The 24275-nt window shown below is 66.8% G+C and carries 18 protein-coding genes and 1 pseudogene; 14 read left to right on the forward strand and 5 right to left on the reverse strand.

Translation table 11 applies throughout. The annotated features are described in order from the left end of the window. Positions 1-19: 19 nt before the first annotated feature. Positions 20-361 carry an FKBP-type peptidyl-prolyl cis-trans isomerase gene (locus M6E97_RS02870; protein ID WP_003092567.1) on the reverse strand — a complete coding sequence of 114 codons (342 nt, stop codon included), beginning with the start codon at positions 359-361 and terminating at the stop codon, positions 20-22. 210 nt (positions 362-571) lie between these two features. On the opposite strand from M6E97_RS02870, the gene M6E97_RS02875 reads away from it, so the two are divergent. Next, a complete protein-coding gene (locus M6E97_RS02875) occupies positions 572-2278 on the forward strand; it encodes a WG repeat-containing protein (RefSeq protein ID WP_034005017.1) in 1707 nt (568 codons plus the stop codon). A 78-nt stretch (positions 2279-2356) separates the two neighbouring features. On the opposite strand, the gene M6E97_RS02880 is transcribed toward M6E97_RS02875, so the two are convergent. The 3 genes from M6E97_RS02880 to M6E97_RS02890 all read right to left on the reverse strand — a co-directional run bounded on the left by M6E97_RS02880 (position 2357) and on the right by M6E97_RS02890 (position 6108). Beyond that, a complete protein-coding gene (locus tag M6E97_RS02880) occupies positions 2357-3160 on the reverse strand; it encodes a hypothetical protein (RefSeq protein ID WP_034005019.1) in 804 nt (267 codons plus the stop codon). A 120-nt stretch (positions 3161-3280) separates the two neighbouring features. Further along, positions 3281-3922 (reverse strand): response regulator transcription factor, encoded by a 642-nt coding sequence (locus M6E97_RS02885; RefSeq protein WP_034005033.1) that lies wholly within the window; start codon positions 3920-3922, stop codon positions 3281-3283. A gap of 323 nt (positions 3923-4245) precedes the next feature. Beyond that, on the reverse strand, positions 4246-6108 hold the full coding sequence (locus M6E97_RS02890; protein ID WP_034005021.1) for an NAD(P)/FAD-dependent oxidoreductase: 1863 nt from the start codon (positions 6106-6108) through the stop codon (positions 4246-4248). Between the two features lie 321 nt (positions 6109-6429). Here M6E97_RS02890 and M6E97_RS02895 point away from each other — a divergent pair, with 321 nt between their 5' ends. Beyond that, on the forward strand, positions 6430-7125 hold the full coding sequence (locus M6E97_RS02895; protein ID WP_003092554.1) for a tellurite resistance TerB family protein: 696 nt from the start codon (positions 6430-6432) through the stop codon (positions 7123-7125). Positions 7126-7161: 36 nt separating this feature from the next. Here M6E97_RS02895 and M6E97_RS02900 read toward each other — a convergent pair whose 3' ends face one another. Beyond that, entirely contained in the window at positions 7162-8067 is a 906-nt protein-coding gene (locus M6E97_RS02900; protein ID WP_003092552.1) for a LysR family transcriptional regulator, read from the reverse strand. 171 nt (positions 8068-8238) lie between these two features. On the opposite strand from M6E97_RS02900, the gene M6E97_RS02905 reads away from it, so the two are divergent. The 12 genes and pseudogenes from M6E97_RS02905 (at position 8239) to M6E97_RS02960 (ending at position 24268) form a co-directional block, all read left to right on the forward strand. Next, the gene (locus M6E97_RS02905; RefSeq protein WP_034005022.1) at positions 8239-9912 is read left to right on the forward strand and encodes a GMC family oxidoreductase; all 1674 of its coding nucleotides are present in this window, start codon (positions 8239-8241) and stop codon (positions 9910-9912) included. A 108-nt stretch (positions 9913-10020) separates the two neighbouring features. After that, entirely contained in the window at positions 10021-11640 is a 1620-nt protein-coding gene (locus M6E97_RS02910; RefSeq protein ID WP_003092547.1) for an MFS transporter, read from the forward strand. Between the two features lie 266 nt (positions 11641-11906). After that, positions 11907-13535 (forward strand): Wsp signal transduction system chemoreceptor WspA, encoded by a 1629-nt coding sequence (gene wspA / locus M6E97_RS02915; protein WP_003092544.1) that lies wholly within the window; start codon positions 11907-11909, stop codon positions 13533-13535. Positions 13536-13539: 4 nt separating this feature from the next. Beyond that, a complete protein-coding gene (locus M6E97_RS02920) occupies positions 13540-14055 on the forward strand; it encodes a chemotaxis protein CheW (protein WP_022579730.1) in 516 nt (171 codons plus the stop codon). After that, positions 14052-15320, forward strand: coding sequence for a CheR family methyltransferase (locus M6E97_RS02925; protein ID WP_034005023.1), 1269 nt, complete (start codon positions 14052-14054; stop codon positions 15318-15320). The genes M6E97_RS02920 and M6E97_RS02925 overlap by 4 nt, the downstream gene beginning before the upstream one ends. Further along, positions 15313-16002, forward strand: coding sequence for a chemotaxis protein CheW (locus tag M6E97_RS02930; protein ID WP_009313515.1), 690 nt, complete (start codon positions 15313-15315; stop codon positions 16000-16002). Before M6E97_RS02925 ends, M6E97_RS02930 begins: the two co-directional genes overlap by 8 nt. Then, positions 15999-18289, forward strand: a pseudogene (gene wspE / locus M6E97_RS02935) (Wsp signal transduction system sensor histidine kinase WspE). The gene M6E97_RS02930 and the pseudogene wspE overlap by 4 nt, the downstream one beginning before the upstream one ends. Further along, on the forward strand, positions 18286-19293 hold the full coding sequence (wspF, locus tag M6E97_RS02940; protein WP_073651842.1) for a Wsp signal transduction system protein-glutamate methylesterase WspF: 1008 nt from the start codon (positions 18286-18288) through the stop codon (positions 19291-19293). Before wspE ends, wspF begins: the two are co-directional and overlap by 4 nt. Before the next feature lie 107 nt (positions 19294-19400). Beyond that, the gene (gene wspR / locus M6E97_RS02945; RefSeq protein WP_003092531.1) at positions 19401-20444 is read left to right on the forward strand and encodes a Wsp signal transduction system regulator diguanylate cyclase WspR; all 1044 of its coding nucleotides are present in this window, start codon (positions 19401-19403) and stop codon (positions 20442-20444) included. Between the two features lie 122 nt (positions 20445-20566). Next, a protein-coding gene (gene prfB / locus M6E97_RS02950; protein ID WP_010895661.1) for a peptide chain release factor 2 occupies positions 20567-21662 on the forward strand; the annotation gives its coding sequence in 2 pieces (ribosomal slippage) (positions 20567-20638 and positions 20640-21662; 1095 coding nt in all). Positions 21663-21837: 175 nt separating this feature from the next. Next, a complete protein-coding gene (gene lysS / locus M6E97_RS02955; protein ID WP_003092523.1) occupies positions 21838-23343 on the forward strand; it encodes a lysine--tRNA ligase in 1506 nt (501 codons plus the stop codon). Positions 23344-23554: 211 nt separating this feature from the next. Then, positions 23555-24268, forward strand: a complete 714-nt coding sequence (locus M6E97_RS02960; RefSeq protein WP_003092520.1) for a TetR/AcrR family transcriptional regulator — start codon at positions 23555-23557, stop codon at positions 24266-24268. The last annotated feature ends 7 nt before the right edge of the window (positions 24269-24275 follow it).

The following is a 24275-nucleotide window of genomic DNA, read 5'->3' on the forward strand; positions in this document are numbered from 1 at the left end:
GCCGCCGCCGTCCCTCGGCTCAGTCGTCGCGGGTGAGCACTTCCAGCAGTTCGATCTCGAACAGCAGGTTGGAGTGGGGCTTGATGTGCGCGCCGACCTGCCGTTCGCCGTAGGCCAGGTGGGAAGGGACGAACAGCCGTCGCTTGCCGCCGACCTTCATGCCCATCAGGCCCTGGTCCCAACCCTTGATCACTCGTCCGGTGCCGATCACGCACTGGAATGGCCGGCCGCGCTCGTAGGAGGAGTCGAACAGCGTGCCGTCTTCCAGGGTGCCCTTGTACTGGGTGGTGATCAGCGCACCCTTCACCACCTCCTTGCCGTCGCCCAGGAGGAGGTCTTCGATTTGCAGTCGGTCGTTCATGGGGCGGTACCTGCGCGGTTTGCGGAAAGCCGCGATTCTGCCAGCAAGCGCGCCGCCTGTCGCCGAGCCGGCGGACCAGGGCATTGCCAGGCGGTCCGCGGCACGGGCATCATGCCCGCGCCTTTCCGCCGGGAAGGCTACCGCGTTCCGCGATGTCGCGCGCATCGCGGCTGGACACATATCTCAGGGATCATACGAGAACATATCCGCATGCAAAGACTGTCGCGTATCGGCCGCAACACCCTCGCCGTCTCCGTTTCCACCTTGCTCCTCAGCGCCTGCAACCAGGGCGACGATGCGCCGAAGCCTGCGGCGGTCGCGCCGCAACCGGCCGCACCGAGCATGGCTGCACTGAGCATCCCGCTATGCCTCAACGGCCAGTGCGCGGTGATCGACCAGGACGCCAAGCTGCTCGTGCCGTTCGACAACGACTACGACAATATCGTCGCCAGCGCCTACCAGGGCACCCTGATGGCGGCGCGCGAGGAGCGCTGGAACCTGATCCAGGCGAAGGACGGCAAGGTGTTGCGCGACGATATCGGCGAAGCCCTGTCGCTGCTCACCCCCAACCTCTATGGCTTCGTCCGCGATGGCAAGTACGGCGTGGTCGACGGCCAGGGCAAGGAAGTCCAGGCGCCGCGTTTCGACGACATCTACCCCAACAGTGCCAACGAATTCATCATCTACGAGATCGATGGCAAGCGCGGCATCCTCGATGCCAAGGGCAAGCAGCTCACCGAGGCGCTCTACGACACCACCCTGGTCAACGGCAGCGTCGCCGAACACGGCGGCTTGATCAGCGCCGAGCGTGGCGAGGAGAAGTGGATCATCAACCTCGCCACCGGCGAACAGAAGGCCGTGGCCTACGAGAGCCTGGGCGACCTCCACGACGGCGTGATGAGCGCCAGCGTCATCGGCAAGGGCTCCCAACTGGTGGATGCCAAGGGCGACGTGGTCGGTGGCGGCCAGAGCTACGATTACCTGGGCACCCCGGCCAACGGCCTGGTGGCGTTCCGCGAGAAGTACGACAGCCCCTGTGGCTACCTCGACTACCAGGGCAAGGTGGCGATCGCCGCCCAGTTCGCTGGTTGCGGCGCCTTCGGCAAGCAGGGCGGGCTGGCCCAGCAGCGCATGGAAGATGGCTCGTCGGGCAAGTACGGCCTGATCGATCGCAGCGGCGCCTGGAAGGTGCAGCCGCAGTACGATTCGGCCGACAGCGCCGGCCTCACCGCGCTTGGCTACACCGTCGACGTGCCCGGGCTGGCTGCCGTCGGCGTGAGCACCGGCCTGTTCAGCGCCGACTTCGGCATCTTCAACCTCGACGAAGGCAGCGAGTGGGTGAAGCCGGGTTATGCGCAGATCGGCGCGCTGGGCAACGACCTGTTCGTCGTGGCGAAGAAGGGCGGGCCGCAGAAGACCGTCAGCTTCATGGGTTCGGAAAGCCAGGTGCCGGCGGTGGGCCTGATGGACCGCAGCGGCAAGATGCTGCTGGAGCCGGGCGAACTGATCAGCATCCAGTCTGCGTATGACGGTCGTTTCCTGGAAGGTCTCGACGGTATGGACAACGCTGCCCGCACCGTGTTGCTCGATCGCCAGGGACGCACGCTGGTTCCGGCGCTCTGGCAGAAGCTGGAGGTGAATCCGCAGCAGGGCTACATCCTGGGCTACGAAGTCAGCGGTACTGGCGACGAGGCGACGGAAACCCTGCGCGCACTGTACGACCTGAACGGCAAGCCGCGCTTCACCGTGGCCACCACCGATTGCGGCGCCGAACAGTTGCTCGACGGCAATGGCAAGGCGATCTGGCCGCAGGACCCGACGCCGTATTGCCAGTCGGACGACGAGCAGGGCGACGAAGGCGAGCCGGAGCAGGAGCCGGCGCCCGCCGAAGAGAGCGAGGAAACCAGCGAGAGCTGAGTTCCCTGCGCGCGTCCGCCCCTTGTGGCGGGCGCGCGGTTCCGCTGTTTCGCCGTGGCTGGTGGCCACGGCCTTCCCTCACTGGCGATGCCAGAAGTCCGAATACTCCTCGAACGGGTAGCGCTCGCCGTCGTAGCGCAGCGTGCGCTTCACCGCGCGCAAGGGTTTGCCGTTCTCCATTTCGCCGTCGCTGACCCGCGAGGTGACGACCAGGTCGGCAAAGCCGTTGGAGCGTCCACGGCCGAGTTCCAGGGTCAGGTGCGAGACTTCCTGTTCGAACCCGGGCTCGGCGGAGCAGACCGAGCCTTTCAGCGTCCTCCACTGGTCCAGGTAAGTGTTGAGCACCGGCCGCAGCTTGCCGTCGCCGGCCGGCACCACCAGGGTCAGCAGGTTGTCGAAGCCGGCTTCCGGACAACTGGCGCCACGCGCCACGCTATGGAACACCACGCCGAAGGCGCGCACCGTCGGGCTCAGGCGGTAGCGCGCGGTGTCCAGCCAGAGGCTGTCGCTGCCGACGGCGACGGATGCGTCTTCTTCGAAGTCGCTGTCGTAGCGTTCGAGCAGCTTGCCGCTGCGGCTGTCGGCCTTGGCCAATAGCAGATGCGGCTGGCGTTCGCCTTCCACGGCGGTGTCGCCCGGATCCAGGTAGGCCATGGCGATCACCGTCTGCGCGGGGTCGTCCGGCCAGGGCTTGCAGGCCACGGCGAGGAACGGACCGGAAGATTCGTACGAAGGGGCTATCCAGCCATCGTGGCCGACCTGCCTGGCTACGGCGTCAAGCAGTCGGGACGCGCAGGGCTGCGGTTCGCGGGCTTCGGCCTGGCTGGCGAGTCCCAGCAGCAGGAGGCAGAGTCGGGCGGAGAGGCGGCGGTTACGGTCCATGTCGAAAGAGTCCTTTGGCGGAGGCGGGCACGGAAGGCGCCCGGCGCTGCGGGACATTCTAGCGGCTGCGCGGACCTTGCGACGCGGGCTGGCGAGGCGGACATATCGCGGTCGCGCTGTTCAGGCCAGGCCGTTTTCCCGGATGTAGAGAAAAAGTCCGGCATTGCTGTCCAGGCCAAGCTTGCGCATGGCGCTGCTCTTTTGCGCGCTGATGGTCTGCTTGCTGCGGCACAGTCGGATGGCGATTTCCCCGACCGCCAGGCCGCTGCCGTACAGGCGCAGCACTTCCACTTCGCGCGGGGTGAGTTGTTCGAGGCTGGCCAGCGGCTTGCCGTGCTCGGCTTCGCCCACTTCCAGCAGGTGTGCGATGGAGCCCGAGATGAATGGTCGACGGCCGGCGTGGCGGATCGCCTTGGGCAGATCGTCGAGCATGCCGCGTTTGCTCACCAGGCCGTGAATGCCCAGCTTGAGCAGGGATGAAACGAGTGCCGGGTTGCCGAGCATGGTGACGACGACGATCGGCAGGTCCGGATAGCGCCGCCGGACCTTCTGCACCAGGCGCAAGCCGTCGGCCTGCCGGCTGCCGGGCATCATCAGGTCGGTGATCAGCAGGTCGCAGGGGTGCGCTTCGAGCTGCGCCAGCAAGCCATCGGCGTCCTGGGCCTGGGCGACGATCCGCAGGTCGTCGTACGCACTCAGCAGATAGCGCATGCCGATCAGGGTGAGGGCGTGGTCGTCGACGAGGATGACGCGTGTTTTCATGAAATCGAACCCGATCGAGGTGGAGGTTTCCGCGGCGGCTACCGGCAACGCCGGCAGGCGGATAATCCGCCAGGAGGCAGCTCCGGACGGGCTCGAATTCTAGCGATGGTGTCTGTCGGTTTAATCAGGACTTTTCTGAATTCTAGTAGGAAATTTCCTATGTGTTTTCCCTGGGTTATTTCGAGGGGAGGCCGAGAAACATAGGGTCGTTGAACGGCTTTCGTGGAGTAGGGATTGAAATCGCTGTCAGTACATTTCTGTCAGTCTTGCTGGACATCGGAAGGGCGCGACGGCAGCGCGGGTTCCGCTGCCGTCGCCGTCCTTCAACCCAGTTCGCGGACTGCCCGCACCGCCTGGTCGATGGCGGCATGGGCGTAGGCATCCCAGGCCGCATCCGAGTTGGCGATGGTGACATTGCCGACCTTGCTTCGCGCCAGTTCCATCAGCGCTTCGCTTTCCGCCTCGTCGTCGTAGAGGGTATTCATGAAGTAGGAGTAGCCGTGCGACCAGCGGTTCACGGTGATGCCGGTGATGTCGCGACGGTGGTCAAAGCCCGCCGGGCCGAGCATGGCCTGGAGCTGGTCGCGGATGTCCTTTTCCAGTTGCTCGAAGCTCATCGCGTAGAGCTTGCTGCGGCCTACGCGAGCCTGGGTGCGGGCGTCCATGCCGGCGTTCGGGGTGGTCGGCACGTAGACCATGTGCACGCCGATCGGCTGCCGCGGGTCGCGTGGATGCCGGTAGCTGCCGAGGTCGACCGGGAAGTCCAGCTTGATCCGCGAGTAGGGCAGGGTCGGCGCGTAGATCTCGTGGATGCCGAGGGTCTTCCAGGCCTGCCAGTTGCGCAGCAATACCTTGGTGTACACCAGCGGGAACTTGACGTTCTGGCTCAGCGCGTGGGCCTGCTCCTCGGAGAGGTCGCGCAGCAGGTACGGCACCATCATGTTGTAGCAGGCCATCACGCAGTGCTTGCCGCGTACCCGGTGCAGGCGGCCGGCGCGGCTGTAGCCGACATCGACGCCGCCGGCGCGGTTGCGCACGCTGACGGCGGTGCTGTTCAGGCGCAGGCGCACCGGGTGCCCGGCGAGGTCCAGCTTCGAGTAGTCGAAGCGGGCCATGACGATGTCCTCCATGCCTCGGCCCGGCGCCACCGCGGGGATCAGGTCGCGCACCATGAGCCGAGCCAGCGAGGCGTTGCCGTCGGGGAAATGGTAGATGTACGGCTCGTCCATTTCCGCCTGGGCCTCCTCGCTGGGTTGCGGCAGGCCGAGGGCGTCGAAGCCGGGGAAGCCGGCGGCGTATGCATCGGCCGCCGGCAGGGCGTCGGCGCCGAGGGCAGAGAAGTCGTTGCTGCGGCCCTGGAAGTACTTCACCGAGGTTTCCGAGAGCCCGACGTTCTTGAGCAGGTAGTCGCGGTAGCTGGTCTTCGCCAGGTAGGTTTCCTTTTCTTCCACGCTCTTGCCGGCAAGATAGTCGCGAGGTGATTCGTACAGCGCGATGAGCGCCTCCCGGTCTTCGCGGCTCAGCGGGAAATCGCCGATGAAGGCGCTCCAGGAGCGGGCATTGAGACGATCGCGGGGGACCTCGTCGGCAACCATCGGCGTCGGGTCGCCGCTGACCAGCTTGTCCACGCCGAAGCTGGCCTTGTCGAAGAACACCGCGCGGGACAGGCCCAGGCCGGGGTAGAAGTCGGTGTCGAAGGCTGTCTCGAAGCGCTTGAACTCGACGCCCAGGCGTTTCAGCAGGTGTTTGGCGTCTTCGCTGTAGAGGGCGTTCGGCGATTGCAGCGACTCGCTGCCGCCGTAGCCGAGGATGGTGCGCCCGCCGGCCTGGAATTCGTTGCGCTTGGCATGGCCGCCGAAGTCGTCGTGGTTCTCGATGACGAGGATGCGCGCCGCGGGGTGCCGTTCGCGATAGAACCAGGCGGCGGCGAGGCCGCTGATGCCGCCGCCGACCACCACCAGGTCGTATTCCTCTTCGATCGGCAGGTGGTCGACATCGAAGGTCTTCTTCTCCCAGCCCATCTGGTGTGCGACTTCGAAGGCGCCCGGATGGCTACCGCGCAGGCCGGTGAGCGCGGGCGGATAGTAGCGGCCGCCGGGGGCGGCGCGGAGGATCTCGGCGGGGGTCAGGCCTGCGGCGATGGTCAGGGCTACGCCGTTCAGGAAGTCGCGGCGGGAGATGGTCATGGGAAGTCCTTTGCGAGGCAGTGGGTGGCTCGGGGGAGCCATGTTCACAGATTGCTGTTGCGAATGCGCGCGGAGCGGCTGGCGTCGGACGCCGACCCGCAGTCGCGGGCGGGCGCGGAGTTTAGAGGGCCATGCCGGCGCGTCGAAGGGCTTTCTGCTGGCACTAGGCCTCTATCTGGAAAAATGTGACATGCGTCGCGCTTTGCCACGGTGTCCGCGGAGGCCGGCAATATCTCGAAGCAAACTCCCGGCGGGCAGCGCGGACGCGAAGGGCTAGAGTCGGTCGAATCCGGTTGTTACCGAACGTCCTGGAGGTACCTCATGAATACCCGTGGTTTGCTCGACCAATTGCTCAAGTCCGGGCAGGAAATGTTGCAGAACAAGACCGGCGGCAAGCCCGGCGCCAGCGGCGGCGGACAGCTCGGCAGCCTGCTTTCCGGCGCCGGCGGCGGAGCCCTGGCGGCCGGCGCCATCGGCCTGCTGCTGGGAAACAAGAAGGCGCGCAAGTTCGGTGGCAAGGCGATCACCTACGGCGGCCTCGCCGCGCTCGGGGTGATCGCCTACAAGGCCTACAACAACTGGCAGCAGCAACAGAACGGCGCCGCGCCGCAGGCGCAGCCGCAGACCGTCGACCGCCTGCCGGAAGCCCAGGCCGAAGTGCATAGCCACGCGATCCTCCAGGCCATCGTCGGTGCGGCCAAGGCCGACGGCCACATCGACGAGCGCGAACGGCAGATGATCGAAGGCGAGGTGGCCAAGCTGACCAGCGACCGCGAGGTGCAGGGCTGGCTGGAGCGCGAGTTGAACAAGCCGCTGGACCCGGCCGAGATCGCCCGTGCCGCGAGCACCCCGGAGATCGCCGCGGAGATGTACCTGGCCAGCCTGCTGATGGTCGACGAGGAAAGCTTCATGGAGCGCTCCTACCTCGAGGAGCTGGCGCGGCAGCTGCGCCTGGAACCCTCGTTCAAGCTGGAGCTGGAGAACCAGGCCAGACAGGCGCTGCAGCGCCTGGCCTGAGACGGCGGAGCGTCGTTCCGCGGATAACCGCCGCCATCATGGCGGCGGCGTCGCCGAAGGGCCGAGCAGAACCTCCCGCTCGCGCTGGCACAGCTCCAGCAGGAAGTCCCAGACCACCCGCAGGCGCACCGAGCGGTGCAGCTCCCGCCGGGTGCTCATCCAGTACTCGCGCTGGATGCTTTCCTCGGGCAGCACCGGTACCAGCAACGGATCGCGGCTACCCATGAAGTGCGGCAGGATCGCCAGGCCGATGCCGGCCTGCGCCGCCTGCTGCTGGGCGACCACGCTGGTGCTGCGGAACACGACCTGCGGGTGGCGGCAGAAACTGTGGTGGAACATCAGTTCCTGGCTGAACAGCAGGTCGTCGACGTAGCCGATCCACTGGTGCCTGCCGAGGTCGTCGCGGTCGCGTAGCGGCGGCGCCTGTTCCAGGTAGGCGGGGCTGGCGAACAACGCCAGGCGATAGCGGGTCAGCAGGCGGGTGATCACCAGGTCGGCGCTCGGCCGGTCTAGGGAGATGGCGATGTCCGCTTCGCGGTTGGTGATGCTGACGAAGCGCGGCACCGAGACCAGCTCGACCTCCAGGCCCGGGTAGTGGCGCATCAATTGCGCCAGGCGCGGAGCGAGGAAGACGCTGCCGAGGCCTTCGGTGACGCCGATGCGGATCTGCCCCAGCGGCGAGATGCTCTGGCTCATTTCTTCCTGGGCGAGCAGCGCGGTGTTCTCCATCGCCTCGGCGTGCTTGAGCAGCGCCTGGCCGGCCGGAGTCAACTGGTAGCCGCCGGTGTGCTGGGCGAACAGTTGGGTGCCGAGGTCGCGCTCGATGTTCTCGATGTGCCGGGCCACCGTGGCGTGAGTGGTGCCGAGACGCTTGGCGGCGGTCAGCAGGCGACCGCTGCGCTGCAACTCGAGGAAGAAACGCAGGTCATTCCAGTCGAACATGGGGAGCGCCTTCTGCCGGGCCGAGGGGGCGTTGTTAGAAAACGAACAATAGCTGCCCCGAAACGTTTGTTTTTTTATCGCGAATGAACGACTAGCCTCAAGCCGTTCGAGACTTGCCGGTCATCCGCAGGTCCGACGGCCCATCACAAGAACGACAAGACGAGGCTCGCCATGCCCGAGGTACTGGATACCTACGACTACCTCATCGTCGGCGCCGGACCTGCCGGCTGCCTGCTGGCCAACCGGCTTTCCGCCGACCCTGCCAACCGTGTCCTGCTGCTGGAAGCCGGCGGTCCGGACAACTATCCCTGGATCCACATTCCCGTCGGCTACCTCTACTGCATCGGCAACCCGCGTACCGACTGGTGCTTCGACACCGACGAGGTCCCCGGGCTCAACGGTCGTTCCCTGAAGTACCCGCGCGGCAAGGTGCTCGGAGGATGCTCCTCGATCAATGGCATGATCTACATGCGTGGCCAGGCCCGCGACTACGACCAGTGGGTGGCCGAAGGCAATCCGGGCTGGAGCTGGAGAGAGCTGCTGCCGCTGTTCCGCAGGATGGAGGACCATTTCGCCGGGACCAGCGAAATGCACGGCGCCGGCGGCGAATGGCGGGTAGAACGCCAGCGGCTCTCCTGGAAGCTGCTCGATGCCTTCCAGCAGGCGGCGGCGCAGACCGGAATCGCCAGCGTCGAGGATTTCAACGGTGGCGACAACGAAGGCTGCGGCTACTTCCAGGTCAACCAGCGCGGCGGGGTGCGCTGGAATGCCTCGAAAGGCTTCCTGCGCGGCATCGCCCAGCGCGCCAACCTGACGGTTCTGACCCATGCCGAAGTCCAGCGGGTGCTCCTCGAGGACGGCCGCGCCAGGGCCCTGTCGGTCCGTTGGCAGGGCCGCGAGCAGCGCTTCGAGGCGCGCCGCGAGATCGTCCTGAGCGCTGGCGCGATCGGTTCGCCGTGCCTGCTGCAACGCTCCGGGATCGGCCCGCGGGACCTGCTGGAGCGGCTCGGTGCCGGGGTCGTCCACGAGTTGCCCGGGATCGGCGGTAACCTCCAGGATCACCTGCAACTGCGCATGATCTACAAGGTCGACGGCGTTCCCACCCTCAACCAGATCGCCGGCAGCCTATGGGGCAAGCTGGGCATGGGCCTGCGCTACCTGGCGAGCCGCAGCGGGCCGTTGTCGATGGCGCCGAGCCAACTGGGCGCCTTCGCCCGCTCCGATCCGCAGCAGCCCTCGGCCAACCTCGAATACCACGTCCAGCCGCTCTCGCTGGATCGCTTCGGCGAGCCGCTGCATGCCTTCCCGGCGTTCACCGCGTCGGTCTGCGACCTGCGTCCGCACAGCCGGGGAACGGTGCGCATCCGCTCGCTCGACCCGGGCGAGGCGCCGTCGATCCAGCCCAACTACCTGAGCGATCCGCGCGACCTGAAGGTCGCTGCCGACGCCATACGCCTGACCCGCCGCATCGCCGCCGCGCCGGCGCTGGCCGCCTTCCGTCCGCAGGAGTACAAGCCCGGCCCGGAATACCGCAGCGAAGAGGATCTGCAGCGCGCCGCGGCGGAGATCGGCACCACCATCTTCCACCCTGCCGGCACCTGCCGCATGGGCCAGGGGCCGCAAGCGGTGGTGGATGCGCAATTGAGGGTGCACGGAATCCCCGGCCTGCGTATCGCCGATGCCTCGATCATGCCCAGCCTGACCTCCGGCAACACCTGTTCGCCGGTGCTGGTGATCGCCGAGAAGGCGGCGCAGATGATTCTCGCCGAGCGCCGCCGCGAGGCCGCGCCGCAGGTCGTCGAAAGCGCCATGGCTACCGGCGGCAAGGAGGCGGTGGAGGCCTGAGGATCGCTACACCCCGTATCGCGTGGCGCCCGGCGCCGCAGCGGTCGACGCTGAAAACGGAAATGGCAGACAACAATAAGAGCCCCCACAAGGGGCGGGAGAGCCGCAATGACCGAGTACGCAACGACCCCTTCCTACACAGTGCCTGCGACCACGCCCCAGGAGGAGCGCAAGGTGATCTTCGCCTCCTCGCTGGGCACGGTCTTCGAGTGGTACGACTTCTTCCTCTACGGCGCCCTGGCGGCGGTGATCAGCAAGCAGTTCTTCGCCGGCGTCAACGACACCACCGCCTTCATCTTCGCCCTGATGGCCTTCGCCGCCGGCTTCCTGGTGCGGCCCTTCGGCGCGCTGGTGTTCGGCCGCCTGGGCGACATGATCGGGCGCAAGTACACCTTCCTGGTGACCATCCTGCTGATGGGGCTGTCGACCTTCGCCGTCGGCCTGCTGCCCACCTATGCCTCGATCGGTGTCGCCGCGCCGATCATCCTGGTCACCTTGCGCATGCTCCAGGGCCTGGCCCTGGGCGGCGAGTACGGCGGCGCGGCGATCTACGTCGCCGAGCACGCCCCGGCGAACAAGCGCGGTAGCTACACCAGCTGGATCCAGTCCACCGCGACCCTCGGCCTGTTGCTCTCGCTGCTGGTGATCCTGGCTTGCCGCCAGTTGACCGGCGACGAGTTCGAGACCTGGGGCTGGCGCCTGCCATTCCTGCTGTCCATCGTCCTGCTGGGCATCTCCACCTGGATCCGCCTGTCCATGCGCGAGTCGCCGGCGTTCCTCAAGATGAAGGCCGAGGGCAAGGTCAGCAAGGCGCCGCTGCGCGAGTCCTTCACCCAGTGGGGCAACCTGAAGGTGGTGCTGACCGCGCTGTTCAGCATCAATGCCGGCCAGGCGGTGACCTTCTACACGGCGCAGTTCTACGTGCTGTTCTTCCTCACCCAGGTGCTCAAGGTCGATGGCGGCACCGCCAACGGTCTGCTGATCGTCGCCCTGGTGCTTGGCGCGCCGTTCTTCATCGTCGCCGGCTGGCTGTCCGACCGCATCGGCCGCAAGCCGGTGCTGCTGGCCGGCCTGCTGCTCGCCACGCTGTTCTACTTCCCGCTGTTCAAGGGCTTGACCCACTACGCCAATCCGGCCATCGACCAGGCCAGCCGGCAGTCGCCGATCAGCGTGGTGGCCGACCCGGCGACCTGCACCTTCCAGTTCGACCCGGTGGGCAAGGCGACCTTCGACAGCCCCTGCGACAAGGTCAAGACCTTCCTGGTCAAGTCCGGCCTGCCCTACTCGACGGTGGCGGCGCCCGCCGGCAGCGACGTCAGGATACGGGTCGGCGAGACCGAGATCGCCGGCTTCGACGCCGAAGCGATGGCGGCCGCGGTGAAGGCGGCAGGCTACCCGCAGCAGGCCGACGGTAGCCAGGTGAACAAGCCGATGGTGATCGCCATCATCTTCGCCCTGGTGCTGATCTCCACCCTCTGCTACGGCCCGCTGGCGGCGCTGATGGTCGAACTGTTCCCGACCCGCATCCGCTATTCCTCGCTGTCCCTGCCGTACCACATCGGCAACGGCTGGTTCGGCGGCTTCCTGCCCACGGTCTCGTTCGCCCTGGTGGTGTACACCGGCGACATCTTCTACGGCCTCTGGTATCCGGTGCTGATCACCGGCGGCAGCCTGGTCTGCGCCTTGCTGTTCCTCCGCGAAACCCGCCATACCGATATCCACCGGTGACATCGCGCCCCGTTCCCGGCATGGGGACGGGGCGCACATTCCCTCCGTGATGTGCCTGTCTTCTCAGAAAAGTCTGGCTTGCCAGTTTTCTTTCTTTGTCTTTCTGCCACACTTCTGGCGTCAAAAAACGCCTTTCCAGCGCCTACAATAGCGGGAAAACCCTATGGCGCTGCTTGCCGGTGCCGGGGACGGCCTATACAGTCCGCGCGATTGACGGGCCGTTGTGGCGGCAGGAACGAATCCGGACTCGAGTCTTGGGGAAAAATGTGAAGAACTGGACTGTTCGCCAGCGAATCCTGGCAAGTTTCGCCGTGATCATCGCGATCATGCTGCTGATGGCCGCTACTGCGTACGTGAAGATGTTGACGGTGGAAAAGGGCGCCTACCGTGTCCAGGACGACGCCATGCCGGGGATGTACTTCATCACCCTGGTACGCAGTTCGTGGACCGACAACTACCTGCAGACCCAGGAACTGTTCGGCGTCACCGACGACCACGAGCTGAGCAAGGCCGAGGCTGACAGCATCCTTGCCAGCGAGGAGCGCCTGGACCAGCAGATCGCCTCCTACCAGAAGACCATGAACCCGGACGAGGCCCGCGACCACGAGCTGCTCGCCGGTTTCCTGGGTGTGCGCAAGGCCTACCTGGAGCAGCACGACAAGGTGCTCGAGCTGTATCGCGAGAAACGCTTCGAAGAAGCCGGCAAGCTCGTCGCCGGCCCGTTGACCGAGCACTGGCGCGACGGTCGCAAGTACCTCAACGAGCTGATCGAGCTGAACAAGGACATCGCCGATCGCGCCTCGGAGAACATCGTCAACGCGGTGGACGACGCCGAACTGAGCATGCTGGTGACCCTGTTGCTGGCGGTGGTGGTAGCCGGCATCTGCGGGTTCCTGCTGTTGCGGGCGATCACCCAGCCGATCCAGAAGATCGTCCGCAGCCTCGACCTGATGGCCGGCGGCGACCTCACCGCGCGCCTGAACCTTGGCCGCCGCGACGAGTTCGGCGCCATCGAGACCGGTTTCAATGGCATGGCCGAGGAACTCAAGGGCCTGGTGTCGCAGGCCCAGCGTTCTTCGGTGCAGGTCACCACCTCGGTCACCGAGATCGCCGCGACCTCCAAGCAGCAGCAGGCCACCGCCACCGAAACCGCTGCGACCACCACGGAGATCGGCGCCACTTCTCGCGAGATCGCCGCCACCTCGCGCGACCTGGTGCGGACCATGAGCGAAGTCTCCGGTGCCGCCGAGCAGACTTCGACCCTGGCCGGTTCCGGCCAGTTGGGCCTGGCGCGCATGGAGGAAACCATGCACCACGTGATGGGTGCGGCCGACCTGGTCAACGCCAAGCTGGCGATCCTCAACGAGAAGGCCGGCAACATCAACCAGGTGGTCACCACCATCGTCAAGGTCGCCGACCAGACCAACCTGCTCTCGCTGAACGCCGCCATCGAGGCGGAGAAAGCCGGCGAGTACGGCCGCGGGTTCGCCGTGGTGGCCACCGAGGTGCGCCGGCTGGCGGACCAGACCGCGGTCGCCACCTACGACATCGAGCAGATGGTGCGCGAGATCCAGTCGGCGGTATCGGCCGGGGTGATGGGCATGGACAAGTTCTCCGAGGAGGTCCGCCGCGGTATCGCCGAGGTCGGCCAGGTCGGCGAGCAACTGTCGCAGATCATCCAGCAGGTGCAGGCGCTGGCGCCGCGGGTGCAGATGGTCAACGAGGGTATGCAGGCCCAGGCTACCGGTGCCGAGCAGATCAACCAGGCGCTGGTGCAACTGGGCGAGGCCACCGGGCAGACCGTGGAGTCGCTGCGCCAGGCCAGCTTCGCCATCGATGAGCTGAACCTGGTGGCGAACGGGCTGCGCAACGGCGTATCCCGCTTCAAAGTCTGAGGCTGTGACCGTGTCCCGCTCCACCGGCGATCATCGACGCACCAGCAAGCTGTTCCTGCTGTTCCGCATGGAAGGCGACCGCTATGCCCTGGATGCCCGCGAAGTGGTCGAAGTGCTGCCGCTGCTGCGCCTGAAGCGCATTCCGGAGGCGCCGGAATGGGTCGCCGGGGTGTTCTCCCATCGCGGCGTCCTGGTCCCGGTGCTCGACCTCTGCGCAATGGCCTTCGGCCGCGCGGCGCTGGCCCGCACCAGCACGCGCATCGTGCTGGTCGAATACCGCGCCCGCCAGGAGCGGGAGCCGGTCTGGCTCGGGCTGATCCTCGAACAGGCCACCGATACCCTGCGCTGCGAACCGTCGGCGTTCCGCGACTATGGCCTGGACAACGGCGGGGCCCGCTATCTCGGCCCGGTCTATGAAGGACCACGGGGACTGGTGCAATGGGTGCGGGTCGAGGCATTGCTGCCCGACGAAGTGCGCGCCCTGCTGTTCCCGCCGGAGTGCGGCGAGGGGGCGGCATGAACGATCGCTTCGAACGCCTGCTCAAGAGCAGGATCGGCCTGGATGCCAGCTCGGTGGGCAGCGCGGTGATCGAGCGCGCGGTACGCCAGCGCATGAGCGGCCTCGCGCTGCACGACGAGGACGAATACTGGATGCGCCTGAACGGCTCGCCGGGCGAGGTGCAGGCGCTGATCGAAGCGGTGGTGGTGCCGGAGACCTGGTTCTTCCGCTACCCGGAGTCGTTCACCACCCTCGCCAGGCTGGCCTTCGAGCGCCTGCCGAGCCTGGGCGGCGGACGCGCGCTAAGGATCCTCAGCCTGCCCTGTTCCACCGGCGAGGAGCCGTATTCCATCGTCATGGCCTTGCTCGATGCCGGGCTCTCCGAGTACCTGTTCGAGGTCGACGCCCTGGACGTCAGCGCTCGGGTGATCGAGCGCGCCAGCCTCGGGGTGTACGGCAGGAATTCCTTTCGCGGCGATGAACTGGGGTTTCGCGACCGCCATTTCAGCGAGGTTGCCGATGGCTACCAGTTGGCCGAGCAGGTTCGCCGCAAGGTGCGCTTCCGCTGCGGCAATTTGCTCGATCCCGGGCTACTGGCGGGCGAGGCACCCTACGATTTCGTGTTCTGTCGCAACCTGCTGATCTATTTCGACCGCCCGACCCAGAGCGAGGTGGTCGAGGTGCTCAAGCGCCTGTTGCGGCCGGACGGCGCGATGTTCATCGGACCAGCCGAGGCGAGCCTGCTCAGCCAGCATGGCATGCAGCCGATCGGCGTGCCGCTGTCTTTCGTGTTCCGCCGGACCAGCGAGGCGCCCCGCGGCGCGCGGCCCAAAGCGGTGAGCGACGGAGCGCGCCCGGTCGTTGCCGCCGCCGTGGAGCGTGCGAGTATTCGGCCTCCGCCGCCGCCACCGGCGAAACCGCGCCAACGCCTGTCCAGCCTGGTTCCGCCAGCCAGCGGCCAGCCCCTCGCCAGTCCCGTCGGCGAGTTCGACGAAATCGCCCGCCTGGCGGATGCCGGCCAGCACCGCGAGGCGCGCGCCGCCTGCGAGCGCCAACTGGCCGCGCGTGGGCCGTCGGCCACGGTCTTCTACTGGCTCGGGCTGCTCAGCGATGTCGCCGGGCAGGAGCAGGAAGCCCAGGATTTCTACCGCAAGGCCCTGTACCTGGAGCCGCAGCACGCCGAGGCGCTGGCGCACCTGGCGGCGCTGCTCGCCGCCCGCGGCGACCATGCCGGCGCCCGGCGCCTGCAGCAACGCGCGGCCCGTGGAGTGAACAAAGATGGTTGAGGCGAGCCTGACCTTGCTCGATACCCAACAGGTGGATGACTGCTGGAACCGCATTGGCGTGCATGGCGACAAGTCCTGCGAACGCCTGGCCGAGCATGTCCATTGCCGCAACTGCGAGATCTACGCTGCCGCCGCGACCTCTCTGCTGGACCGCATCGCCTTGCGCCAGGACCAGCTCGACAGCGCCGAAACGATGGACAGCCAGCGCGAACAGAGCGACCTCGGCGAGACGCGCTCGATCCTGGTGTTCCGCCTGGGCGAGGAGTGGTTCGGTCTGGCCACCGGCAGCCTGGTGGAAGTGGCGCCGATGAACCCTATCCATTCCCTGCCGCACCAGCGCTCGCGCGCCCTGCAAGGGGTGACCAACGTGCGCGGCGCGCTGGTCGCCTGTCTTTCCCTGGGCGAACTGCTGGATCTCGAACCCGGCGCCGCGCCGGTCAGCGAGCGCCGGGTGGTTCCGCGCATGCTGATCATTTCCGCCGCCGGCGGTCCGGTGGTGGCGCCGGTGGAGGAAGTCGACGGCATCCATGCGATTCCGCTGGCGCGGATACTGCCGCCCAACCACGCCGACGGCCAGGCCTCGCGCCGGCACGTGGCCGGCGTGCTGCAATGGCGTGAGCGGAGCATCACCCTGCTCGACGAAGGCCCTCTCCTGCAAGCCGTAGCGCGGAGCCTGGCATGACCCCGGACCAGATGAGAGACGCGTCGCTGCTCGAGCTGTTCCGGCTCGAGGCGGAGGCCCAGACCCAGGTGCTCAACGCCGGCCTGATGGCGCTGGAGCGCAGCCCGACCCAGGCCGACCAACTGGAAGCCTGCATGCGCGCCGCGCACTCGCTGAAAGGCGCGGCGCGGATCGTCGGGCTGGACGCCGGCGTGCGCGTGGCGCACGTCATGGAGGATTGCCTGGTGGAGGCGCAGGACGGACGCCTGCTCCTGCAATCGGAACATATCGATGCGTTGCTCCAGGGCTGCGACCTGTTGCTGCGTATCGGCACCCCGCCCGCCGGCGACGCAGGCTGGGCCGAAGGCGCCGGGCGGGAAGAGATCGACGGCCTGGTGCAGCGCCTCGAAGGCCTGGTGCGCAGCGGCCTGCCGCTGGCCCGCGCGGAGCTGCCGGCGACGACTCCCGGCTTGCCGGAAGCGGCCCCCGAGGCGCCGCCAGCGACGACAACGACGAGGAGCCCGCCGGGCAGGCGGGCGGCGAACAGGCCGAGGAGCGCCGCAGCCGGGTCCTGCGGGTCACCGCCGAGCGCCTGGACCGGCTGCTGGATATCTCCAGCAAGTCGCTGGTGGAGTTCCAGCGCATCAAGCCGCTGGCCGATTCCCTGCAACGCCTGCGTCGCCTGCAGTCCAGCGCTAGCCGCGCGCTCGACGTGGTACGCGAGACGGTCCAGGAAACCGCCCTCGACCCGCAGGCCCAGGCCATGCTCGGCGAGGCGCGGCAACTGATCGGCGAATGCCAGCAGATGCTGGTGCAGCACATCGCCGATCTCGACGAGTTCGCCTGGCAGGGCGGCCAGCGCGCCCAGGTGCTCTACGACGCGGCGCTGGCCTCGCGGATGCGACCGTTCGCCGACGTCCTTAGCGGCCAGGCGCGGATGGTTCGCGACCTGGGCCGCTCGCTGGGCAAGCAGGTGCGCCTGCTGGTCGAGGGCGAAAGCACCCAGGTCGACCGGGATGTCCTGGAAAAACTCGAAGCGCCGCTCACCCACCTGCTGCGCAATGCCGTCGATCACGGTATCGAGGCGCCGGAAACCCGCCTCGCCGCCGGCAAGGCGGCCGAGGGCAGGATCACCATCCGCGCCCGCCACCACGCCGGCATGCTGGTCCTGGAACTGAGCGACGACGGCGGCGGCATCGATCTGCAGCGCCTGCGCGAGACCGTGCTCAATCGCCAGTTCGCCACCGCCGAGACCGCGGCGCAATTGAGCGAGGAGGAACTCCTGGCGTTTCTCTTCCTGCCCGGCTTCAGCATGCGCGAGCAGGTCACCGAGGTGTCCGGTCGCGGCGTCGGACTGGACGCCGTGCAGCACATGGTCCGCCAGTTGCGTGGCGGCGTGCGCATGGAGCAACGCCAGGGGCAGGGCACGCTGTTCCACGTCGAGGTGCCGCTGACCCTGTCCGTGGTGCGCAGCCTGGTGGTGGAGATCGGCGAGGAGGCCTACGCCTTTCCGCTGGCGCACATCGAGCGCATGTGCGAGCTGGAGGCGGAGGAGATCGTCCAGCTCGAAGGTCGCCAGCACTTCTGGTACGAGGGGCGCCATGTCGGCCTGGTCTCGGCTGCGCAACTGCTGCAGCGGCCCGAGAGCAGCCGCACCGAAGGGGCTATCCCGGTAGTGGTAGTGCGCGACCGCGATGCGGTCTACGGCGTCGCCGTGGAGCGTTTCGTCGGCGAGCGTACCCTGGTGGTGATGCCTCTCGATCCGCGCCTGGGCAAGGTGCGCGACGTTTCCGCCGGCGCCTTGCTGGACGACGGTTCGCCGGTGCTGATCCTGGACGTCGAGGACCTCCTGCATTCGGTCGGCAAGCTGCTCAGCAGCGGCCGCCTGGAGCGCATCGATCGCAGCCGACGGCAGGCCGGCGGGGCGCAACGCAAGCGCATCCTGGTGGTCGACGACTCGCTCACGGTGCGTGAGCTGGAACGCAAGCTCCTGCTCGGCCGCGGCTACGACGTGGCAGTGGCGGTGGATGGCATGGACGGCTGGAACGCCCTGCGCTCGGAGCATTTCGACCTGCTCATCACCGATATCGACATGCCGCGCATGGACGGTATCGAACTGGTCACCCTGGTGCGTCGCGACAGCCGCCTGCAGTCGCTGCCGGTGATGGTGGTGTCCTACAAGGATCGTGAGGAGGACCGTCGGCGCGGTCTCGACGCCGGCGCCGACTATTATCTGGCGAAGGCCAGTTTCCACGATGAGGCCTTGCTGGATGCCGTCGTCGTCCTGATCGGAGAAGCACAGGGTTGAGGATCGGAATCGTCAATGACATGCCGTTGGCCGTCGAGGCGCTGCGCCGCGCGCTGGCCTTCGAGCCGCAGCACCAGATCGTCTGGGTCGCCAGCAACGGTGCCGAGGCGGTGACCCAGTGCGCCGCCGATACGCCCGACGTGGTGCTGATGGACCTGCTCATGCCGGTGATGGACGGCGTCGAGGCAACTCGTCGGATCATGGCGGAAAGTCCTTGCGCGATCGTGATTGTTACCGTCGATATCGAGCAGAATGTGCACCGGGTTTTCGAAGCGATGGGATATGGGGCGCTCGATGCGGTGAACACGCCGGCGCTGGGCATCGGCAACCCGCAAACGGCGGCGGCGCCGTTGTTGCGCAAGATTCAGAACGTCGGCTGGCTGATCGGCCAGCGCGATAACCGTGGCAAGGTCCAGGTGGTGCCGCCGAAGGCCGGCGGGGCGCGCCAGCGTCTGGTGGCGATCAGCGCCTCGGCTGGCGGTCCGGCGTCGCTCGCGGTGTTGCTCAAGCAACTGCCGGCCAGTTTCAATGCCGCGGTGGTGCTGGTGCAGCATGTCGACGAGGTCTTCGCCGCCGGCATGGCCGAATGGCTGGCCAGCGAATCGAAGCTGCCGGTGCGCCTGGCGCGCGATGGCGAGCCGCCGATACCGGGGCAGATCCTGCTGGCGGGGACCAACAATCACATCCGCCTGTTGCGCAACGGTTCGCTGGTGTACACCGCCGAACCGCGTTCTTTCGTCTACCGGCCGTCCATCGACGTGTTTTTCGAGAGCGTGGCGAACTACTGGCGTGGCGACGCCGTGGGCGTGCTGCTGACCGGCATGGGCCGCGACGGCGCCCAGGGCCTCAAGCAGATGCGCGAGCGCGGCTTCCTCACCATCGCCCAGGACCAGGCCAGTTGCGCGGTCTACGGGATGCCGAAGGCCGCGGCGGCGATCGATGCCGCGGTGCAGATCCTTTCCCTGGAAAAGATCGCCCCGCGCCTGGCGGAGGTATTCGATTAGCCGGGCGCGAGTCCGGTCAGGCGCCAGGGTAGGCGCCGGCGCCCGCCGTGGCGGTGCGTGGAACAGCATTCAATTTGATACGAGGGGCCCCGGTCCCGGAGAGAAACATGCACAACCCTCATGAGAGCAAGACCGACCTGGGCGCCCCTCTGGACGGCGCGGTCATGGTACTGCTTGTCGATGATCAGGCCATGATCGGAGAGGCTGTGCGTCGCTCGCTGGCGAGCGAGGCGGGCATCGACTTCCACTTCTGTTCCGATCCGCAGCAGGCGGTGGCGGTGGCCAACCAGATCAAGCCGACGGTGATCCTCCAGGACCTGGTGATGCCCGGCGTCGACGGCCTCACGCTGCTCGCCGCCTACCGCGGCAACCCGGCGACCCGCGACATCCCGATCATCGTCCTGTCGACCAAGGAAGAGCCGACGGTGAAGAGCGCGGCGTTCGCCGCCGGCGCCAACGACTACCTGGTCAAGCTGCCGGACGCCATCGAGCTGGTGGCGCGGATCCGCTACCACTCGCGTTCGTACATCGCCCTGCAGCAACGCGACGAGGCCTATCGGGCGCTGCGCGAGAGCCAGCAGCAGTTGCTGGAGACCAACCTGGTGCTGCAGCGGCTGATGAACTCCGACGGCCTGACCGGGCTCTCCAACCGTCGTCACTTCGACGAATACCTGGAGATGGAGTGGCGCCGCTCGCTGCGCGAGCAGTCGCAACTGTCGCTGCTGATGATCGACGTGGACTATTTCAAGAGCTACAACGACACCTTCGGCCACGTCGCCGGCGACGAGGCCCTGCGCCAGGTCGCCGGGGCCATCCGCGAGGGCTGCAGTCGCTCCTCGGACCTGGCGGCGCGCTATGGCGGCGAGGAGTTCGCCATGGTCCTGCCGGGCACCTCGCCGGGCGGCGCGCGGCTGCTGGCGGAAAAGGTCCGGCGTACGGTGGAGAGCCTGCAGATCAGCCACGACCAGCCACGCCCGGGCTCGTACCTGACCGTCAGCATCGGCGTCAGCACCCTGGTGCCGGGCGGCGGCGGACAGACCTTCCGGGTTCTCATCGAGATGGCCGACCAGGCGCTCTACCAGGCCAAGAACAATGGCCGCAACCAGGTTGGCCTGATGGAACAGCCGGTGCCGCCAGCCCCGGCGGGCTGAGCGGCGCGCGGCGGCCATGCGTCGCCGGCCGGCATTAAATAGAGGCCGGCGTACTGCCCGCAGGGCGCAAGTGCAGTATACTTCGCAGCTTTTCGACGTTTTCCCGCGAGTGAGCGCCAGCCATGGAAATCAACCCGATCCTCAACAGCATCAAGGACCTCTCCGAGCGCACCCAGACCATTCGGGGGTATCTTTGACTACGATCAGAAGCATGATCGCCTGGTCGAAGTAAACCGCGAGCTCGAAGACCCCAACGTCTGGAACAACCCCGAATACGCCCAGAACCTCGGCCGCGAGCGCGCCCAGCTGGCGCAGGTGGTGGAAACCCTGGACGACCTGACCAGCGGCCTGGCCGATTCCCGCGACCTGCTGGACATGGCGGTCGAGGAAGACGACGAGGGCGCCGTCGACGACGTTGCCAACGAAGTCGAGCGTCTGCGCGAGATCCTCGAGAAGCTGGAATTCCGCCGCATGTTCAGCGGCGAGATGGACCCGAACAACGCCTACCTGGACATCCAGGCCGGCTCCGGCGGCACCGAGGCCCAGGACTGGGCCAACATGCTGCTGCGCATGTACCTGCGCTGGGCCGACAAGCACGGCTTCGACGCCACTATCATCGAGCTGTCCGAGGGCGAGGTCGCCGGCATCAAGGGCGCCACCGTGCACATCAAGGGCGAGTACGCGTTCGGCTGGCTGCGCACCGAGATCGGCGTGCACCGCCTGGTGCGCAAGAGTCCGTTCGACTCCGGCAACCGTCGCCACACCTCGTTCACCGCGGTGTTCGTATCGCCGGAAATCGACGACAACATCGAGATCGAGATCAACCCGGCCGACCTGCGCATCGATACCTACCGCTCCTCCGGCGCGGGCGGTCAGCACGTGAACACCACCGATTCGGCGGTGCGGATCACCCACGTGCCGACCAATACCGTGGTGGCGTGCCAGAACGAACGCTCCCAGCACGCCAACAAGGACACCGCGATGAAGATGCTGCGGGCCAAGTTGTACGAGCTGGAAATGCAGAAGCGTACCGCTGCGTCCCAGGCCCTGGAGGACTCCAAGTCCGACATCGGCTGGGGCCACCAGATCCGCTCCTACGTGCTCGACCAGTCGCGGATCAAGGACCTGCGTACCGGTATCGAGCGCAGCGACTGCGACAAGGTGCTCGACGGCGATCTAGACGAATACCTCGAAGCCAGCCTCAAACAGGGGCTGTAAAGTTGCTGCGCCTGGCCAGGCCGCGTTGGAAAATGGTTCGGACTGCTCGTTTACGATCGTGAACGCCGCGTCCTCGCCATTTCCCGCCTTGCCTGGCCGGCGTTCGCTACGCTTTTCGCCCCTGTTGCAATCCGTTTCCACAGGCAAGAGAGCCTAACCAGGAACCACCAAGACCATGAGCGACCAACAACTCGACCAGCACGAACTGCAACAGGAAGAAAACAAGCTGATCGCCCAGCGCAAGGAAAAACTTGCCGCCGTGCGCGAAGCCCGGGCCATCGCCTTCCCCAACGACTTCCGCCGCGACGCCTACTTCGCGGACCTGCAGAAACAGTACGCCGACAAGACCAAGGAAGAGCTGGAAGCCGCAGCGATCCCGGTCAAGGTGGCCGGTCGGATCATGCTCAACCGCGGTTCCTTCATCGTCCTCCAGGACAGCAGCGAGCGCCTGCAGGTCTACGTCAACCGCAAGACCCTGCCGGAAGAAACCCTGGCCGAGATCAAGACCTGGGACCTGGGCGACATCATCGGCGCCGAAGGCGTGCTGGCCCGCTCGGGCAAGGGCGACCTGTACGTCGACATGACCAGCGTGCGCCTGCTGACCAAGTCGCTGCGTCCGCTGCCGGACAAGCACCATGGCCTGACCGACACCGAGCAGCGCTACCGCCAGCGCTACGTCGACCTGATGGTCAACGAGGAAACCCGCCACACCTTCCGCGTGCGTTCCCAGGTCATCGCCCACATCCGCCGTTTCCTCAGCGAGCGCGGTTTCCTCGAAGTGGAGACCCCGATGCTGCAGACCATCCCCGGCGGTGCCGCGGCCAAGCCGTTCGAGACCCATCACAACGCGCTGGACATGGCCATGTTCCTGCGCATCGCCCCGGAGCTGTACCTCAAGCGCCTGGTGGTCGGCGGTTTCGAGAAGGTCTTCGAGATCAACCGCAACTTCCGTAACGAAGGCGTCTCGACCCGGCACAACCCCGAGTTCACCATGCTCGAGTTCTACCAGGCCTACGCCGACTACGAAGACAACATGGACCTGACCGAGGAACTGTTCCGCGAACTGGCCCAGGCGGTACTCGGTACCACCGACGTGCCCTACGGCGACAAGGTCTTCCACTTCGGCGAGCCGTTCGTGCGCCTGTCGGTGTTCGATTCGATCCTCAAGTACAACCCGGAGATCAGCGCTGCCGACCTCAACGACGTCGAGAAGGCGCGGGCCATCGCCAAGAAGGCCGGCGCCAAGGTCCTCGGCCACGAAGGCCTGGGCAAGCTGCAGGTGATGATTTTCGAGGAACTGGTGGAGCACAAGCTGGAGCAGCCGCACTTCATCACCCGCTACCCCTTCGAGGTTTCGCCGCTGGCCCGCCGCAACGACGAAGACCCGAGCGTCACTGACCGCTTCGAGCTGTTCATCGGCGGCCGCGAGATCGCCAATGCCTATTCCGAGCTGAACGACGCCGAGGACCAGGCCGAGCGCTTCATGTTGCAGGTCAAGGAGAAGGACGCCGGCGACGACGAGGCGATGCACTACGACGCCGACTTCATCAATGCCCTGGAATACGGCATGCCGCCGACCGCCGGCGAAGGCATCGGCATCGACCGCCTGGTGATGCTGCTGACCAACTCGCCGTCGATCCGCGACGTGATCCTGTTCCCGCACATGCGCCCGCAGGCCTGAGCGCCGCAACAGTCCATGGAAAAGCCGCCTTCGGGCGGTTTTTTCATGGCCGCGCGGTGTCCCGGCCGCCGGGCCAGGGGCCGATAGCCGCCGATCCGCCGGCTGACCACGGAAGGTGCGGGTGGGATCGGAGCTTCCCCGATAGCGGCCGATTGATTCCACGCGAAAAAGTCCGAACAATGCCCCATCGTCCGCGAGCGGAGGAAACACCGTGTCCCGAGTAGCTCCCAGAGACAGCGCCGCGCAGGCCGCCAGCGCGGTAGCCGAAAGCGTTCGTTACCAGGGCCGCAAGGCCAGCCGCCAGGGCAGCGAGCAGCGGCGCCAGGCGATTCTCGATGCCGCCATGCGCCTGATCGTCCGCGACGGCGTACGGGCCGTGCGCCACCGCGCGGTGGCCGCCGAGGCCCAGGTGCCGTTGTCGGCCACCACCTACTACTTCAAGGACATCGACGATCTCATCACCGACACCTTCGCCCTCTTCGTCGAGCGCAACGCAGAGGCGCTGTCGGCGTTCTGGAGCAGCGTGGAGGGCGACCTCCAGGAGATGGCCGCGGTGCTGGCCGACGACCCCGGCGCCCGTGGCTCGCTGGTGGAACGGATCGTCGAGCTGGCCGTGCAGTATGTCCAGGTCCAGCTCACCGAGCGCCGCGAGCACCTGCTGGCCGAACAGGCCTTCCGCCAGGAGGCGCTGCTCAACCCGCGCCTGCGCGAACTGGCCGATGCCCACCAGCGGATCCTCTCCCTCGGCGCCGTGCATTTCTTCCAGGTGCTCGGTTCCGGGCAGCCCGAGCAGGACGCCAAGGTGTTGACGTCGATTATTCTGCAGATGGAATATCAGGGCCTCGTGGACGGGGTCGAGCAACTGGCCGTGGACGAAATGCGCGCCATACTCAGACGGTACCTGAATCTGGTCATGGGCCTGTGACCTGAGC

The organism is Pseudomonas sp. B111 (genome assembly GCF_026428275.1).
Classification (GTDB): Bacteria; Pseudomonadota; Gammaproteobacteria; order Pseudomonadales; family Pseudomonadaceae; genus Pseudomonas; species Pseudomonas aeruginosa.

Bases quoted from the DNA above. Each gene is read 5' to 3' on its own strand.
- M6E97_RS02870 (WP_003092567.1), bottom strand. From the start codon at position 361: ATGAACGACCGACTGCAAATCGAAGACCTCCTCCTGGGCGACGGCAAG.
- M6E97_RS02875 (WP_034005017.1), top strand. From the start codon at position 572: ATGCAAAGACTGTCGCGTATCGGCCGCAACACCCTCGCCGTCTCCGTT.
- M6E97_RS02880 (WP_034005019.1), bottom strand. From the start codon at position 3,160: ATGGACCGTAACCGCCGCCTCTCCGCCCGACTCTGCCTCCTGCTGCTG.
- M6E97_RS02885 (WP_034005033.1), bottom strand. From the start codon at position 3,922: ATGAAAACACGCGTCATCCTCGTCGACGACCACGCCCTCACCCTGATC.
- M6E97_RS02890 (WP_034005021.1), bottom strand. From the start codon at position 6,108: ATGACCATCTCCCGCCGCGACTTCCTGAACGGCGTAGCCCTGACCATC.
- M6E97_RS02895 (WP_003092554.1), top strand. From the start codon at position 6,430: ATGAATACCCGTGGTTTGCTCGACCAATTGCTCAAGTCCGGGCAGGAA.
- M6E97_RS02900 (WP_003092552.1), bottom strand. From the start codon at position 8,067: ATGTTCGACTGGAATGACCTGCGTTTCTTCCTCGAGTTGCAGCGCAGC.
- M6E97_RS02905 (WP_034005022.1), top strand. From the start codon at position 8,239: ATGCCCGAGGTACTGGATACCTACGACTACCTCATCGTCGGCGCCGGA.
- M6E97_RS02910 (WP_003092547.1), top strand. From the start codon at position 10,021: ATGACCGAGTACGCAACGACCCCTTCCTACACAGTGCCTGCGACCACG.
- M6E97_RS02925 (WP_034005023.1), top strand. From the start codon at position 14,052: ATGAACGATCGCTTCGAACGCCTGCTCAAGAGCAGGATCGGCCTGGAT.
- M6E97_RS02930 (WP_009313515.1), top strand. From the start codon at position 15,313: ATGGTTGAGGCGAGCCTGACCTTGCTCGATACCCAACAGGTGGATGAC.
- wspR (WP_003092531.1), top strand. From the start codon at position 19,401: ATGCACAACCCTCATGAGAGCAAGACCGACCTGGGCGCCCCTCTGGAC.
- lysS (WP_003092523.1), top strand. From the start codon at position 21,838: ATGAGCGACCAACAACTCGACCAGCACGAACTGCAACAGGAAGAAAAC.